Here is a 15,351-nt window from a genome sequence, read left to right on the forward strand (position 1 = left end):
TGGTGAGGGCCGACTCCAGCTCGTAGTTGCGGTCGAAGTGGTCCTCGAGAGCGCGCTTGTTGCGGCCCGTGATCATGACTCTGGGGGCGGCTGCCGTGGTTGGCACCGTTCTTGCGACGTGCCCTCTTCTTGCGGCGGCGCTTGGACGACATGGCGCTTCTCCTCACGTTCGACTGTGCTGTCGTTCTGTACTTCTGTCTGTACTTCTGCACTTCGGTGACTCTGCACTTCTGTGACTCTTCGACGAGTTTCCACCCATTTACCGCGGTATTCCACTTGTCGACAGTGGCCCTGCTACCCCACCGCATCACCTCGCACACCTCCCCCACCAGCGAGAACATGTGTGCGTGCAATCAGCCCCGCCGGTCCGGGAGAATGTGCCGACCGCATTGCGACACAACATGGAGGTAACGGGCGGATGCCGCACCAACGAGCGGGACAGCAGACCCGGCCGGACGATCTCGTCGACGTCGCCCGGCTGGTGACCGCGTACTACGCGCTCCACCCTGATCCGGCCGAGCCCCGCCAGCGGGTGGCCTTCGGCACCTCGGGTCACCGGGGCTCTTCGCTCAACACCGCTTTCAACGAGGACCACATCGCCGCCACGAGCCAGGCGATCTGCGAGTACCGCACCCTTCAAGGCATTGAAGGACCGCTGTTCCTGGGCGCGGACACGCATGCCCTGTCGGAGCCCGCGAAGGTCACCGCGGTCGAGGTGTTCGCCGCCAACGACGTGCGGGTGCTGATCGATTCGGCGGACGGCTACACGCCCACCCCCGCGGTGTCGCACGCGATCCTCGCGTACAACAAGGGACGTACGGCCTCTCTCGCGGACGGCGTCGTCGTCACCCCGTCGCACAACCCGCCCGCAGACGGCGGCTTCAAGTACAACCCGCCGAACGGCGGCCCCGCCGGTTCCGACGCCACGGGCTGGATCCAGGACCGGGCCAACGAGCTGATCGCCGGCGGCCTCAAGGGCGTGCGGCGCATCCCGTACGCGCGCGCCCTGACCGCCGCCACGACGGGGCGCTACGACTTCCTGGGCACGTACGTCGCCGACCTGCCCGCCGTCCTCGACCTGGACGCCGTGCGCGCCGCCGGGGTGCGCATCGGGGCGGACCCGCTGGGCGGGGCGTCCGTCGCGTACTGGGGGCGCATCGCCGAGCAGCACCGCATCGACCTGACGGTGGTCAATCCGCTGACCGACCCGACCTGGCGGTTCATGACGCTGGACTGGGACGCCAAGATCCGGATGGACTGCTCGTCGCCGTACGCGATGGCTTCGCTCATCGAGCAGCGGGACCGCTTCCAGATCGCCACGGGCAACGACGCGGACGCCGACCGGCACGGCATCGTCACCCCCGACGGCGGGCTGATGAACCCCAACCACTACCTGGCCGCGGCGATCTCCTACCTGTTCGCGCACCGCGACCGGTGGGCGGCTTCCGCCGGTGTCGGCAAGACACTCGTCTCGTCGTCGATGATCGACAGGGTGGCCGGTGACCTCGGCCGCACGCTGGTCGAGGTGCCGGTGGGCTTCAAGTGGTTCGTGGACGGACTCGCAGACGGTTCGCTCGGCTTCGGTGGCGAGGAGTCGGCCGGGGCGTCCTTCCTGCGCCGGGACGGCTCGGTGTGGACGACCGACAAGGACGGCATCATCCTGGCGCTGCTCGCCTCGGAGATGCTGGCGGTCACCGGGCGTACGCCGTCGCAGAGTTACGCGGACCTGACGGCGCGGTTCGGCGAACCCGCGTACGCGCGGATCGACGCGGCCGCCACCCCCGAGGAAAAGGCGGTACTGGGCAGGCTGTCGCCGCAGCAGGTCGGCGCCGACACCCTCGCGGGCGAGCCGGTTACCGCGGTCCTCACCTCGGCCCCCGGCAACGGCGCGTCGCTCGGCGGCATCAAGGTGACCACAGAGAACGCCTGGTTCGCGGCCCGCCCCTCCGGCACCGAGGACGTGTACAAGATCTACGCCGAGTCCTTCCACGGCACCGAGCACCTCGGCCGGGTCCAGGAGGAGGCGAAGGCGGTCGTCTCGGCGGCGCTGGCGGCCGACGCGGGCTGAATTCAGGCCCCGAACCAAGGCGGGACGCGGGGTGTCGGCCGGCCCGTTCAGCAGGGAAGCTGAACGGGACAGCCGCACCATCCACCGCACGCGAGAGGGGCCGCACATCATGAGTTCCGTCCCCGGCACCACACCCAGGGAAGCCGCACCCGTGGAACTGACACCCGCAGCCGCCGGCCTGCTGCGACGACTGCGGGACGCCCACGGCCCGCTGATGTTCCATCAGTCGGGCGGCTGCTGCGACGGCAGCGCGCCCATGTGCTACCTGGACGGCGAGTTCCGTACCGGTGGCTCCGACGTGCTCCTCGCGTCCCTCGCGGTGGAGGGCGTCGAGGAGTCCGTACCGTTCTGGATGTCGACAAGTCAGTACGAGGTGTGGCGGCACACCCGGCTGATCGTCGACGTGGTCGAGGGGCGCGGCTCCGGATTCTCCCTGGAGGCTCCGGAGGGGGTGCGCTTCCTGATCAGGTCCCGCCTGATCTGAACCCGGCTGCGGGCAGGGCGAGTTCGGGTACCGGCCCTCCCGGTGGTACGTCCCTGCCGGTGGTGCGTCCCTGCCGGTCGTACGTCCCTCCCGGTGGTACGTCCCTACCGGTCGTACGTCCTGAGGAACTTCTCCAGCGCCGCCAGGTCGTCCGTGTTCAGGTGGTCGACGCCGGCCGCCAGGAGCTCGCGCCAGAGGGCTTCCCTGGCCGGGCCCGGCACGTCGGGCGTGCCCCAGAAGCGGACGCGCTGCCCCCTGCGGTGGGCGGTGCGGACGAGGGCGTGCAGTGTGTCGCGTTCCGTGCGCGGGAAGGGGCCGGTGCCCAGCCAGCTGAAGCTCTCCGTCCAGCTGCTGCTGATCAGCGGGATGAACGAGGCGGACGCCGCCGCGTTGAGGTCGTCCAGCCGGCCGTCGTAGAAGGCGTACCTGGTGCGCTGCGCCTCCATCGGGGTGCGCGCCGCGCGGTCGCCGGAGACTACCGGGGTGACTGCGCCCTGGCGGACCCTGCCGTCGCGGTACGTACTGAGCATCCGCCGGTGGGGCTGCAGTGCCCGGTGCAGTGCGAGGTAGGTCTCGGCGCCCTGCGTCTTGATGTCCACGAGCAGTTGGAAGGGCCGGTGGTCGCCGGGGTGGACGGTGCCGTGGTGTGCCTTGACCAGGGCAGCCAAGGGGTCGAGGTAGAGCGCTTCGAGGGTGCGCGCCGGGTCGAGGTCCACCGGGTCGTGGGCGACGAGGAGTTGGCCGTCGACCAGGTAGATGTCGGCCTCGACGCTGGTGAAGCCGTGCGACAGGGCGTCGTGGAGCGGGCGCGGGTGCTCGTAGTCGTTGTGGGCGTGGGCGCGGCGCAGGGGCCGGGGCCCGGACGGGCGCTTCGCCTTCGGGGCGGCGGCCGGGAGGTGCGCGGATGCGGGCAGGGTGCTCGCCCATCCCGCGGCGCCGACCAGCGCTCCTGCGAGGGTGGCTGCTGCGGTACGTCGCGTGGTGAGGGACATGCAAAGGCTCCGGGGTCGGCGGGGCTGCTCGGGGACTCGGCGAGTATCCGTCAGGGAGGGGGCCGAACGGCAGGGGTGCGCACGCGAGTTCGCGCCATGTTCGACCGGCGGTCACCGGGCGGACCCGGTGGATCAGGCGTGCGAAGCGTCTGTCACCCTGTTCACATGGTCCTCACAGGTGATGTGTCCACCCATGTCCGCGGCCCGCGCCGCAAGAACCTGGCAATCGCAGCCGTGGTCGCCGCAGTGGTGCTCGGCACCGCCGCCTGGGTACTGGTCTCACGATTCAACAACGAGCCCCTGTGGCCGATGAACGTCGCCTACGGGGCCGGGTACTACGACGGGACACAGCTCCGCAAGACGGACCGTGACGGCAGCGTGGTGGCCGACGCCATCGCCGGGGGGTGCGAGCGCGCGGCGCGCACCGCGGGGAAGAAGGCGGACGACTCCCCCGCCGCGTGGGTACGGGGCTGCCTGGACGCCGTACAGGGCAAGCCGAGCAACCCCAACGAGGCCTGAGCACCCGCCCGGAGTGCGGTTGAGCACCCGCTCAAGGGGCTTGAGCGAGCGCTCAACCGGCTTGAGCACTCGCTCAGTCGGTTCAAGCAGCTGCCCGCTTGAGCACCTGCTCAGTCCACAGGCGCGGTGGCCACGTCCTCCCAGCGCACCGTGCGGTCGCACCAGCGCTCCAGCAGCACCCGGTCGTGCCCGACCGTGAGGAGCCCGGCGCCACGTGCGCTGCGGTAGTCCTCGACGACCGCCACCAGGGCGGCCGTCGTCGAGGCGTCCAGCATCGCCGTCATCTCGTCGCACACCAGCCAGCGGGGTTCCAGCACCAACGCGCGTGCCAGGCAGGCGCGTTGCAGCTGCCCGTCGCTGACCTCGTGCGGGCGGCGGCCCAGCAGGTCGGCGCCGAGACCCACGGTGTCGCTCAACTCCGCGACACGGCTCGCGACTTCGTCCCGCCGTCCGGTCGCCCGCAGGGGTTCGGCAATCAGGTCGCGCAGCCGCAGCCGGGGGTCGGCGGAGAGCCTCGGCTGCTGGAAGACAACGCCGATCGCGGTGCGCTGTTCGCGCGGCGCACGGTGCCGCCAGCCCTCTACGCGCGCACCGTCGAGGGTGACGGTGCCCGCGTCCGGGCGGTGCAGCAGGGCGGCGACCCGGGCGAGCGTGGACTTGCCGCAGCCGCTGGGGCCGAGCAGCCCGACGGACTCCCCGGGGGCGACGGTGAAGTTCGCGTCCCGTACGACGGGCAGGCCGCGCTCGTATCCGGCGGTGATCGAGGCGAGTTCAAGCACGGGCGGGCTCCTCGGCCGACGGATGCGACGGGTGCGACGGAAGCGACGGGTGCGACGGAAGCGGTAGAGGAGACGGGTGGTGACAGGCGATGCCGTCCGTGAACTGCGGCTGTACGGCGCAGACTTCGGCCGCCCGCGGACAGCGGGACGCGAAGGCGCAGCCCGCCGGCAGGTCGCCCAGTTCGGGGGGCAGGCCGGGGATCGGCGTGAACTCCCGCTCCGGGAGGGCGTTCAGCAGCCCGCGCGCGTAGGGGTGACGCGGCCCTGGGGTGCCGAAGAAGGCCTTGGCGTCGGTGAGTTCGACGATGCGGCCCGCGTACATGACGGCGATGCGGTCGGCGATGCGCTCGGCCGCCGCCAGGTCGTGGGTGATCATCAAGAGGGCGTGGCCGTCGTCGACGTGCCGGCGGAGTTCGTCGACGGTGCGGTTCACCAGGTCGCGGTCGAGCCCTGTGGTCGGCTCGTCCGCCAGCAGCAGAGGGGCGTCGCCGACGAGGGCGAGGGCGGTCGCGGCGCGCTGGGCGAGCCCGCCGGACAGTTCGTGCGGATAGCGGTTCAGGTGGTCGGCGGGGAACGCGGCCCGCTCGGCCGCCGCCCGCACCGCGCGGGGGACGTCCGGCTTACGGGTCCCGGTGAGCTCGCGCAGGGTTTCGCCGAGCTGCGCACCCACCGTCCGTACCGGGGTGAGGTGGGCGGCGGGGCTCTGCGGCACGAGGCCGATGCGCCGTCCCCGTACGGTGCGGGCGAGGGTCTTCTCGTCGGCGGTGAGCAGGTCGGTGTCGCCGAGCAGGGCCCGGCCCGCGGTCTGGGCGTTGCCGGGGAGCAGCCCGAGGAGGGCGGAGGCGAGGACGGACTTTCCGCAGCCGCTCTCGCCGACGAGGGCCAGGCACTCCCCCGCCGGAAGGTCGAAGGAGGCGTCCGTGACGGCGGCGACGTGCCGACCGCCGCGCATCCGGAAACGTACCGAGAGGTCGCGCACGGCGAGCACGGGCACGGTGTCGGTGGCCCGTGTCGCGGCCGCCTCAAGAGGTGCCGGGGGTTGCGGCGGACGGGTGCTCACAGCATCAGCTCCGATCGGCGGCGGGGGTTGATCCGTTCCCGCCAGGCACCGGCGAGGCCCGCGATCGCGAGCGTGGGGATGATCAGGAAGAGGCCGGGGAAGAGCGTCGGCCACCAGTCCCCCGCCAGCAGTGAGCTGCGGGCGGACTGGATGAGGTTGCCGAGGCTGGCCTGGTGGCTGGGCAGGCCGAGGCCGAGGAAGGACAGCGCCGACTCGTGCCACATGGCGTGCGGCACCATCAGGACGGCCGCGAGCGCCGCCTGCGGCATCACCCCGGGCAGCAGGTGCCGGACGACGACCCGCCACCGCGAGGCGCCGCCGGAGACCGCCGCGTCGATGTACGGGCGGGAGCGCAGCGACAGCACTTCGGAGCGGACGATACGGGCGGTGGACAGCCAGTGCGTGAGCGCGACGGACACGATCACCGGCCACACCCCGGGCCGGAACATGGCGACGATGAAGATGCCGAGCAGCAGGTGCGGCACCGAGGAGAAGGTGTCGACCAGGCGCATCACGACGCGGTCGGTCCAGCCGCCGAAGGCCGCCGCCGCAGCGCCGACCGCCGTGCCGATGACGGTGGCGACGAGAGCGGCGACGAGACCCACGAGCAGGGAGACCCGCAGTCCGTAGACGCAGCGCAGCAGCAGGTCGCGGCCGACGTCGTCGGTGCCGAAGGGATGCGCCGGGGAGGGTGGCTGGAGCTTGAGGGCGAGGTCGACGGCCTGTTCGTCGAGCTGGGCCAGCGGCGGCACGACGAGCACGGCGAGCACCACTGCCGCGACGAGCACCGCGGAGGTGCGGACGCGGATCGTACGGGTGGAGCGGCGGGTGCGGCCGTGGGCGCGCCACTCGACGGGGCCGGATGCGGTGCGGTCTTTGACGAGGTCAGCCATCGAAGCCCACCCTCGGGTCGGCGAGTCCGTACAGGACGTCGGAGAGCAGGTTGCCCGCGAGGACGGCTGCCGTGGCGAGCACGGTCAGTGCGGCGAGCAGCGGGAAGTCGACGGCGGTGGCGGCCTGCACGGTGGCGGCGGCGATGCCGGGCCAGCTGAAGACCGTCTCGACGAGGAGTGCGCCGGTGATGAGTTCGGGCACGCGCGAGCCGACGAGGGTGAGCATCGGCAGCATCCCGGAACGCAGGGCGTGCCCGAACAGCACGGTGCGTTCGCTGGTGCCGCGCGCACGTGCTCCCCGTACGGGGTCCTCCTCCAGCGCGTCGGCGACGCCCTGACGCACGTACAGGAAGAACCACGGCAGCTGGGTGACGCCGAGTACGACGGCGGGCAGCACCAGGTGGGAGGCGACCTGTCCGAAGGTGATGACGTCGCTGTCGGTGTCGGTGAGTCCGCCCGCGGGCAGCACGCCCAGCTTCAGGGCGAAGAACCACATGGCGAGCAGCCCGAGCCAGAAGGCGGGCGCCGCCTCCAGGGTGTACGCGGCGGAGCTCGCGCACCGGTCGAGCCAGCCGCCGGGGCGGCGTGCGGCCAGTACGCCCAGCGTCGTGCCGAGCAGGATCGCGATCAGGAACGCGGTGGCGGCAAGGAGCGTGGACCAGCCGAGGCGCTCGGTGATGACGTCGAGGACGCTCTGGCGCATCACGCCGGAGTCGCCGAGGTCGCCGGTGAGGGCGGCGGTCAGCCAGTTCCACCAGCGGGCCACCAGGGGCTGGTCGACGCCGAGGTTGGCGCGCAGCTGGTCGAGGTTGGCCTGTGAGGAGGTGAGGCCGGCGGTGCCCGCGTAGGCCTTGACGGGGTCGAAGGGGGAGGCCGCGGCGACGGCGAAGACGCCGAAGGTCACCGCGAGGAGGACGGGGGCGGCGAACAGCAGTCGCCGCCCCGCCATCCGCGCCATCGGCCCCCAGGGGAGCCCGCGACGGCCGCCGGCTGCCTCGGTCACGGCCTCGGTCACTTCTTCGGCTTCCAGTCCTCGACGTTCCACCAGGGGCCGGAGGCCAGGCCGTGGTCGTGCGGCTCCACCTGGGTGGACAGGCCGTCCCAGGTGTCGTTGACGACGTACAGGTGGTCGATGTGAGTGAGGAAGGTGTACCCCGGGTTCTTCACGAGCTCCTGCTGGACGGCTGTGTACGCGGCCTTGCGCTCGGCGTCCTTGTTGGTACGGCGGCCGGCTTCCAGGGCGGTGTCGACGGCCTTGTTGTCGTACCAGGCCATGTTGTTGAAGCCGTCGCCGCCGAGGGAGGACTTGAGCAGGGTGTACTGGTCGAAGTCGGGGTCGCCGGGAGATCCGCCGCCCGCGAGGACCGCGTCGGTCTTCATCCGCGGCTCGACGACCTCCCAGGTGCCCGCCTGGGTCTTGATGTCGATGCCGGCCTTCTTGGCATCGGACGCGTAGGCGAGGGCGTGGTCCTGGCGGAGCTTGTCGCCGGAGAGGTACCAGAGCGGGAATTCGGCGCGCACGCCGTCCTTGACGCGGATGCCGTCGTCGCCCGGCTTCCACCCGGCGTCGTCGAGGATCTTCTTCGCCCCGGCGAGGTCGTGGGTGCGCTCGGTGCCCTTGGCGAACCAGGGGCTGTCGGTCGGGACGGGACCGTACGCGGGCTTCCCGGCACCTTCGAGGATCTTGTCGACCATGGCCTGGCGGTCCACCGCGACATCAAGAGCACGCCGGACCGCCGGGTCACCGGCGACCTTGTTGTGGGTGGGGAGGGTGACGGTGCGGTAGTCGAAGGACTTCGCCGCGTACGTCTCGCGCTTCTTGTTCTCGGCCTGGACGGCCTTGGCGAGGTTGGGCGGCAGGATCGCGCCGTCGAGGTCGCCGCTGCGCAGCCGGGTGGCACGGACGTCGTCGTCCTTGATGATCGCCATCGTGAACTTCTTCACGGCGGGGGCGCCGCCCCAGTAGTCGGGGTTGGCCTTGAAGCTGAGCTTGTCGCCCTTGGTCCACTTCGTCAGGACGTACGGGCCCGTGCCGATGGGCCGGGTGGTAAAGGCCCCGTTGTTCACGTCCTGCTTGCCCGCGATGTGCTCGGGGGCGATCGGCAGGACGGTGCGCTCGGCGAACGGCGCGTACGGGTACTTGAGCGTGAAGACGACCGTGCTGTCGCCCTCGGCCTTGACGCTCTTGACGGCGTCGAGCTCCGTCTTGGCGGCGTTGTTGGTCGACTTGTCGAGGATCGTCTCGTACGTGAAGACGACGTCCTTGGCGCTGAAGGGCAAGCCGTCGCTGAACTTCACGCCCTGGCGCAGCTTGTACGTGTAGGTCAGTCCGTCGGCGGAGACCTTCGGCAGTTCGGCGGCGAGCGCGGGCCGCAGTTTCATGTCCCCGTCGAAGGCGAGCAGCCCGTCGAAGATCTTGGAGTTGCCGTCCTTGCCGTACCCGAGGAGCGGGCTGAGGGATTCCGGTTCGTACGCGATGCCGACGACCGCGGAGTCCTTGGCGCCGTCGGAGGACCCGGCGGAGCCGCCCGGCTTGGAACAGGCCGCAGCGGTCATGGCCAGGGCTCCGGCCAGCGTCGCGGCGGTCACCGCGCGTATCGATCGGGCCGTCATGGACTCCCCACACCCCTCTTTGAAGATCGGCTGTTATTGCAAGCAGCTCGCAATTAAACAACACGTCAAGGGGTGCGCGCTGCCCCGCCTCCCTCGGAGGCAGGACAGCGACGCAGGTCAGCGGGGTAGCGGGGGCGCGCGTCAGCCGGGCAGCGGATCAGCTCGGGGCCGGTAGTCCGACCAGTCGCCCCACGGCCTCCCGGTGCGCTCCGGAGGTCCCGAACGCGATCGAGTCCGCCTTGGCACGCTTCAGGTAGAGGTGCGCCGGATGCTCCCAGGTCATCCCGATTCCGCCGTGCAGCTGTACGCACTCCTCCGCGGCGTGCACCGCGACCTTCCCGCAGTACGCCTGCGCCACCGCCACCGCGAGGGGCGCTTCGGGGCTGCCCGCCGCCAGTGCGTCGGCGGCGTTGCGGGCGGCCGCACGGGCGGAGACGACTTCCAGCCACAGCTGCGCCATGCGGTGCTTGAGTGCCTGGAAGGAGCCGACGGGGCGGTTGAACTGGTGGCGCTCCTTCGTGTGGCGGACGGTCTCCTCCAAACACCATTCGGCGAGGCCGAGCTGCTCGGAGGCGAGGAGTCCGGCGCCTGCGACGAGGCCTCGGCGGACGGCTGCCTCTCCCTGCGCCGCGTCGGCGAGCAGGGTGCCGGCCGCCCCGTCGAGGTGGACCGTGGCGAGCGGGCGGGTGAGGTCGAGCGGGATCTGCGGTGCGACAGCCACCCCGTCCCCGGCCCGGTCAACGGCGTACAGGCCCTGGGTGGTGGGGACCAGGAGGACGTCGGCGGTCGCGGCATCCGCGACTCCGGGCAGCGTCCCGTCGAGGCCCGGCCGCAGCCGGAAGTCGTCGGGGCCCGCGGCGAACCTCGCCACCAGTGCCGCGGTCCGCCGCCCCGATGCCAGGTCGCCGAGCAGCTCCACCACTTCCGGCTTTCCGGTGTCGCAGGCCAGCAGCACCTGGGTGGCCACCACGGAACTGGTGAGGTACGGCGCGGGGGCGACAGAGCGCCCCAACTCCTCCATGACCACAGCGGCTTCACGGTGCGAGGCCCCTTGCCCGCCCAGCTCCTCCGGCACGAGCAGCCCTGCGACGCCCATGTCCGCGGCCAGTGCCTTCCACAGTCCGGCGTCGTACGGGATGCCCTCCTCGGCGCGTACGACGACCCGGGCCGGGTCGTTGCGGTCCGTGAGCAGGGCGCGCACCGCCGATCGGAGGTCCTCCTCCGCCTCGGAGTACAGCAGGTCGGGCTTGTGCGGCTCGGCCGCCGGATTCGTAGGATTCGAAAGGTTCGTCGGGCTCGAAGGGTTCGTCGGGTTCATCGGGCGAGGTCCTTCCAGGCGACGTCCTTGTCGGTGCGGGGCTCGGAGGGCAGGCCGAGAACGCGTTCCGCGACGATGTTGAGCAGCACTTCGGAGGTGCCGCCCTCGATGGAGTTGCCCTTGGAGCGCAGATAGCGGTACCCGGCGTCGCGCCCGGTGAAGTCGACGAGTTCGGGGCGGCGCATGGTCCAGTCGTCGTACAACAGGCCCTCCTCGCCGCGCAGTTCGACCTCCAGGCCGCTGATCTCCTGGTTGAGGCGGGCGAAGGCGAGCTTCATGCCGGAGCCCTCGGGGCCCGGCTGGCCCGCGACGAGCTGCTGGCGCAGCCGCTCCCCGGTGAGCCTGGCCACCTCGGCCTCCACCCACAGCTCCAGGAGCCGCTGATGCAGGGGGTGGGTGCGCAGTTCGGGCCGTTCGCGCCAGGTCCTGGCGACGGGGCCGATCATGCCGCCCTCGCGGGGGATGCGGGAGCCGCCGATGGAGACGCGCTCATTCATCAGGGTCGTCTGGGCGACCTTCCAGCCCTCCCCGACCGGGCCGAGCCGCATGCTGTCCGGGATGCGTACGTCGCTGAGGAAGACCTCGTTGAACTCGGCCTCGCCGGTGATCTGGCGCAGCGGCCGCACCTCCACACCGGGGTCCCTCATGTCGCACAGGAAGTACGTCATGCCGCGGTGTTTCGGCTGGTCGGGGTCGGTGCGGGTGACCAGGATCGCCCAGCGGGCGACATGTGCGCTGGACGTCCAGACCTTCTGCCCGTTGACCACCCAGCTGTCGCCGTCGCGCACCGCGCGGGTGGAGAGGGCGGCGAGGTCGGAGCCCGCGCCCGGCTCGCTGAAGAGCTGGCACCACACCTCTTCGCCGACCCACAGCGGGCGCAGCAGCCGCTGCTTCTGCTCGTCGGTGCCGTACTTCAGGATCGTCGGGGCGGCCATGCCGAGGCCGATGCCGATGCGACGGGGGTCGTTGTCGGGGGCGCCCGCCGCATCGAGTTCGGCGTCCACGACGGCCTGGAGGTCGCGCGGTGCGTCGAGTCCGCCGAGACCGACGGGGTAGTGCACCCAGGCGAGCCCGGCGTCGAAGCGCGCCTTGAGGAAGTCGGTGCGGCCGGTGGACGCAGGCGGGTGCGCGGCGAGCAATTCCCTTGTACGGGTGCGGAGTTCGGCGGCGTCGGTCATCGGGTGCTCCCTTCGGGCACGACGGCGATACGGCCGGTGCTACGGCCGTCGGCGACCCGCTGGACGGCGGCGGCCGCGTCCTTGAGCGGGACGCGCTCGCTGATCAGCGGCTTGATGGCACCCTCGGTCGCGAGCCGGGTCAGCTCGGCGTGGCAGGCGGTGATCGCGGCGGGGTCCTTGGTGTTGTAGAGGCCCCAGTGCAGGCCGAGGATCGCGTAGTTCTTCACGAGGGCGTGGTTGAGCGCGGGCGCCGGGATCGTGCCGCTGGCGAAGCCGACCACGACGATCCGGCCCTCGAAGGCGATGCACTTGGTGGACTGGGTGTACGCGTCGCCGCCGACCGGGTCGTAGACGACGTCCGCGCCGCGCCCGCCGGTGAGTTCCTTCACCGCGCCGATGACGTTCTCCGTGCGGCGGTCGATGACGGCGTCGCATCCCAACTCTCGCGCGACCGCCGCCTTGTCGGGGCCGCCGACGACGCCGATGACCTTGGCGCCCGCCGCTTTGCCGAGCTGGACGGCGGCGCTGCCGACGCCGCCCGCCGCCGCGTGCACCAGGAGGGTCTCCCCCGCCTGGAGGTGTGCGCGCCGGTGCAGGCCGAACCACCCCGTCTGGTAGCCGATGTGCAGGGCGGCCGCTTGTGCGTCGTCGAGGGAATCGGGCGCGGGCAGCACCCCTGCCGCGTCCGCGACGACGTACTCGGCGAAACCGCCGTACGGCAGCGCCGGGTTGGCGATGACGCGGCGCCCGTCCTCGGTCTCGCCGCAGATCTCGACGCCCGGGGTGAAGGGCAGCGGCGGGCGGATCTGGTACTCGCCGCGGCAGAGCAGCGCATCGGGGAAGTTGATGTTCGCGGCACGCACCTTGAGCAGCAGCTGCCCGTCGCCGGGGACCGGCCGGTCGACCTCTTCGAGACGCATCACCTCGCCGGGCTCGCCGTTCTCGTGCACTCGCCATGCCTGCATCAAGGGCCTCCACGCGCTGTCGTCGGCAGTACCGTGCACGTGCATACTAAGCGGTCGCTTGCCCTGTCGGGAAGGGGCTCAGGGAGCGCTGGTACGACAAAGCGCGGCAGCCCCGTCCGGAAACGGAGCTGCCGCGCGGGCAGCGGGCACAGGGGCGACGGCGCCCGGCGGCCTGTGCCGTTACGCGCTGCCCCCGACTCCCTCAGCGGCGGAACACCTCGAAGGGCACGGCCGGGATGCCGCCGAAACGCTGGGCCGCCGCGTGCACGTTGTCGGTCAGGAAGCGCCGGCAGTACTGCTCGGGGTCCTCGTCGGTCAACGCCTCGATGTACGCCCGGTGTTCGAGCAGGGACCGCACCGAGCGCTCCAGGCCGGGCCGCGCGTCGACGGCGTGGGTGGGCGAGGTGGTGCCCGCGACGGCCACCCAGCGCACCCCGTCCCAGGGCTGGAGCCCCTGCTCCGTCAGCTCGGGGAAGATCCACCGGTTCCCGGCGTCGCCCGCCGCGTCCAGGGTGGCGCGGCCCACGGCGAGGTGGTCCGGGGTGTTCCAGACGTGGGTGCCCCAGGTGTCGCGGTGGTTGAGGGTGATGACCAGTTCGGGCCGGTGCCTGCGGATCGCGGCGGCGATGTCCCGGCGCAGTGCCGTTCCGTACTCGATCACCCCGTCGCGGTGGTCGAGGAACTCGACCTCCCGCACGCCCACGACGGCCGCGCTCGCCCGCTGCTCCTGCTCGCGCAGCGGGCCGCACTTGGCCGGTTCCAGGGTGTCGATGCCGGCCTCGCCGCGGCTGGCCAGTACGTACGTCACCTCGCGTCCGGCGTCGGTCCAGGCGGCGACCGCCGCCGCGCATCCGTACTCCAGATCGTCCGGGTGCGCGACGACGGCGAGGGCACGCTGCCAGTCGTCCGGCATGGGCTGCAGCTGATCGAACGCCATGTCTGTGGTCATACGCGCAGGATAGGCGTCGCCGCCGACAACGACCCCGGGCCGCAGGCTCATTTCGGACGGCCGGCGCCCGCGGGCCGTCCGGTCCTGCGCCGGCCCTCAGAGCTCGCCGCGGACCAGGGCCAGCAGCCGGTCCAGCACCCGCGGGCCGCTCGCGCGCAGCCCGTCGTGCTCGTACTCGTCGGTGACCCAGGTGCGCAGGCCGCGGATGGACCGGGCGGTCTCCAGGGAGTGGGCGGTGTCGACGTACATGTCGTCGTGGTAGACGGCGGCGGCGACCGGCACCTCATTGGCGGCGAGGCGGGCCGGGTCGTACAGCGGCGCCCAGTCGGTACGGGCGGCGAGGAGTTCGGCAGTCTCGCGCAGCGGGCGCAGCACGGGGTCGCACTCGAAGTGCCAGGGGTGGATGCTCTCCCCGGTGAACGGCAGCGGGCCGCTTCCGGCGAGGGCCTTCGCCGGGTCGAAGTCCGGGAACTCGGCGCGGGCTCGCTCGGCGCCCCATGCGGTGGGCTCCGCGCCCTGGCCGTAGATGGACTCGTGCAGCAGGGCGTACAGCGGGTGGCCCGCGAAGGACAGTGCGGACTGCGCGGACTCCAGGAAGGCGTCCGAGAGGGCGGGCCCCTGCGGCGTGCGGACGAAGGCGTTCTCCAGGAGATGGTGGAGCTGGTGCGTGCCGTCGCCGCCGCCGAGGGCGATGCCGAGGGACTGGAACGCCTCGGAGGTGAGCGTGTAGCCGTTCGGCGTGACGGTCCGGTGCTCGGTGAGGTGGGCGGCGATGTCCCTGGCCCGCTGGACGTCCTGCGGGTAACGGGCGTAGTGCGCGGCGGTCTTGCGTGCGATGCGCGGGAACGCCGCCCGGTAGACGTCGTCCGCACGCGCGTGCAGCGACGGCAGTCCGCCGGTGATGAGCACGGTCTGCAGCCCCTCGGGGGCGGTGGACAGGTAGTGGGTGGCGCAGAACCCGCCGAAGCTCTGGCCGAGCACCGTCCAGGGTGCTCCGCCGGTCAGCAGCGGCCGGATGCTCTCGCAGTCCGCGACGATGGAGTCGGCGCGGAAGTGGGCCAGGTAGTCGGCCTGTTCACGGGGGCCGCCGCGCAGCGGCAGGGTCTGCCGGTTGACCGGGCTGGAGAGGCCGGTGCCGCGCTGGTCGAGCAGGAGCACCCGGAACTCCTTCAGGGCCCGGCCGAGCCAGGCCTGGCGTCCCACGAAGCGGCGGGCACCGAAGCCGGGGCCGCCCTCCAGGTAGACGAGCCAGGGGAGGTCGCCGGCCGCCCGGTCCGAGGCCACGACCTCGCGCGCGTACAGCTCGATCTGCTCGCCGGTGGGGTCGGCGTGGTCGAGGGGCACGGTGAAGCGGTGGTCGGTGAGGACGGTACCGGGCTGGCGGTAGCTGGTCACTCTTGCTCCTGTTTTCTCCTGGTCCGATCGTTGGCGATCAGTTCAGCACACCCTTGTGGGGCGCTGTTCCGGGCCCTCCAGGTCCCACCCGGACAGTCCCGGTCCGTGTGCGCCGCGTCCCCGGCGCGCCTAGCGTGC

At 71.8% G+C, this 15,351-nt stretch carries 14 protein-coding genes; 3 read left to right on the forward strand and 11 right to left on the reverse strand.

Annotation, left to right across the window (positions count from 1 at the left end; translation table 11 throughout):
• Positions 1–418 precede the first annotated feature (418 nt).
• Both pgm and AB0D18_RS33285 read left to right on the forward strand, forming a co-directional pair.
• Positions 419–2,068, forward strand: a complete 1,650-nt coding sequence (gene pgm / locus AB0D18_RS33280) for a phosphoglucomutase (alpha-D-glucose-1,6-bisphosphate-dependent) (RefSeq protein ID WP_362427182.1) — start codon at positions 419–421, stop codon at positions 2,066–2,068.
• 109 nt (positions 2,069–2,177) lie between these two features.
• Positions 2,178–2,552, forward strand: a complete 375-nt coding sequence (locus AB0D18_RS33285; protein ID WP_362427184.1) for a DUF779 domain-containing protein — start codon at positions 2,178–2,180, stop codon at positions 2,550–2,552.
• A gap of 104 nt (positions 2,553–2,656) precedes the next feature.
• On the opposite strand, the gene AB0D18_RS33290 is transcribed toward AB0D18_RS33285, so the two are convergent.
• Positions 2,657–3,544 carry a phosphatidylinositol-specific phospholipase C/glycerophosphodiester phosphodiesterase family protein gene (locus AB0D18_RS33290; protein ID WP_362427187.1) on the reverse strand — a complete coding sequence of 296 codons (888 nt, stop codon included), beginning with the start codon at positions 3,542–3,544 and terminating at the stop codon, positions 2,657–2,659.
• A 165-nt stretch (positions 3,545–3,709) separates the two neighbouring features.
• Between AB0D18_RS33290 and AB0D18_RS33295 the strand changes: the two genes are divergently transcribed.
• Positions 3,710–4,063 (forward strand): hypothetical protein, encoded by a 354-nt coding sequence (locus tag AB0D18_RS33295; RefSeq protein ID WP_362427190.1) that lies wholly within the window; start codon positions 3,710–3,712, stop codon positions 4,061–4,063.
• A 110-nt stretch (positions 4,064–4,173) separates the two neighbouring features.
• On the opposite strand, the gene AB0D18_RS33300 is transcribed toward AB0D18_RS33295, so the two are convergent.
• The 10 genes from AB0D18_RS33300 to AB0D18_RS33345 all read right to left on the reverse strand — a co-directional run bounded on the left by AB0D18_RS33300 (position 4,174) and on the right by AB0D18_RS33345 (position 15,213).
• Positions 4,174–4,842 (reverse strand): ATP-binding cassette domain-containing protein, encoded by a 669-nt coding sequence (locus AB0D18_RS33300; RefSeq protein ID WP_362427193.1) that lies wholly within the window; start codon positions 4,840–4,842, stop codon positions 4,174–4,176.
• Complete coding sequence (locus tag AB0D18_RS33305; protein ID WP_362427397.1) at positions 4,835–5,794, reverse strand: ABC transporter ATP-binding protein; 960 nt, start codon at positions 5,792–5,794, stop codon at positions 4,835–4,837. The genes AB0D18_RS33300 and AB0D18_RS33305 overlap by 8 nt, the downstream gene beginning before the upstream one ends.
• Positions 5,795–5,898: 104 nt before the next feature.
• A complete protein-coding gene (locus AB0D18_RS33310; RefSeq protein ID WP_362427195.1) occupies positions 5,899–6,795 on the reverse strand; it encodes an ABC transporter permease in 897 nt (298 codons plus the stop codon).
• Positions 6,788–7,753, reverse strand: a complete 966-nt coding sequence (locus tag AB0D18_RS33315; protein ID WP_362427400.1) for an ABC transporter permease — start codon at positions 7,751–7,753, stop codon at positions 6,788–6,790. The genes AB0D18_RS33310 and AB0D18_RS33315 overlap by 8 nt, the downstream gene beginning before the upstream one ends.
• A gap of 53 nt (positions 7,754–7,806) precedes the next feature.
• On the reverse strand, positions 7,807–9,408 hold the full coding sequence (locus tag AB0D18_RS33320) for an ABC transporter substrate-binding protein (protein ID WP_362427198.1): 1,602 nt from the start codon (positions 9,406–9,408) through the stop codon (positions 7,807–7,809).
• Between the two features lie 157 nt (positions 9,409–9,565).
• Positions 9,566–10,726 (reverse strand): acyl-CoA dehydrogenase family protein, encoded by a 1,161-nt coding sequence (locus AB0D18_RS33325; RefSeq protein WP_362427201.1) that lies wholly within the window; start codon positions 10,724–10,726, stop codon positions 9,566–9,568.
• On the reverse strand, positions 10,723–11,904 hold the full coding sequence (locus tag AB0D18_RS33330; RefSeq protein ID WP_362427204.1) for an acyl-CoA dehydrogenase family protein: 1,182 nt from the start codon (positions 11,902–11,904) through the stop codon (positions 10,723–10,725). The genes AB0D18_RS33325 and AB0D18_RS33330 overlap by 4 nt, the downstream gene beginning before the upstream one ends.
• The gene (locus AB0D18_RS33335) at positions 11,901–12,869 is read right to left on the reverse strand and encodes an NADPH:quinone oxidoreductase family protein (RefSeq protein ID WP_362427206.1); all 969 of its coding nucleotides are present in this window, start codon (positions 12,867–12,869) and stop codon (positions 11,901–11,903) included. Before AB0D18_RS33335 ends, AB0D18_RS33330 begins: the two co-directional genes overlap by 4 nt.
• Before the next feature lie 202 nt (positions 12,870–13,071).
• Positions 13,072–13,818, reverse strand: a complete 747-nt coding sequence (locus tag AB0D18_RS33340; protein ID WP_362427208.1) for a PIG-L deacetylase family protein — start codon at positions 13,816–13,818, stop codon at positions 13,072–13,074.
• Positions 13,819–13,914: 96 nt separating this feature from the next.
• The gene (locus AB0D18_RS33345) at positions 13,915–15,213 is read right to left on the reverse strand and encodes an alpha/beta fold hydrolase (RefSeq protein WP_362427210.1); all 1,299 of its coding nucleotides are present in this window, start codon (positions 15,211–15,213) and stop codon (positions 13,915–13,917) included.
• Positions 15,214–15,351: the final 138 nt, after the last annotated feature.

The sequence above is a fragment of the Streptomyces sp. NPDC048442 genome (genome assembly GCF_040651475.1).
Classification (GTDB): Bacteria; Actinomycetota; Actinomycetes; order Streptomycetales; family Streptomycetaceae; genus Streptomyces.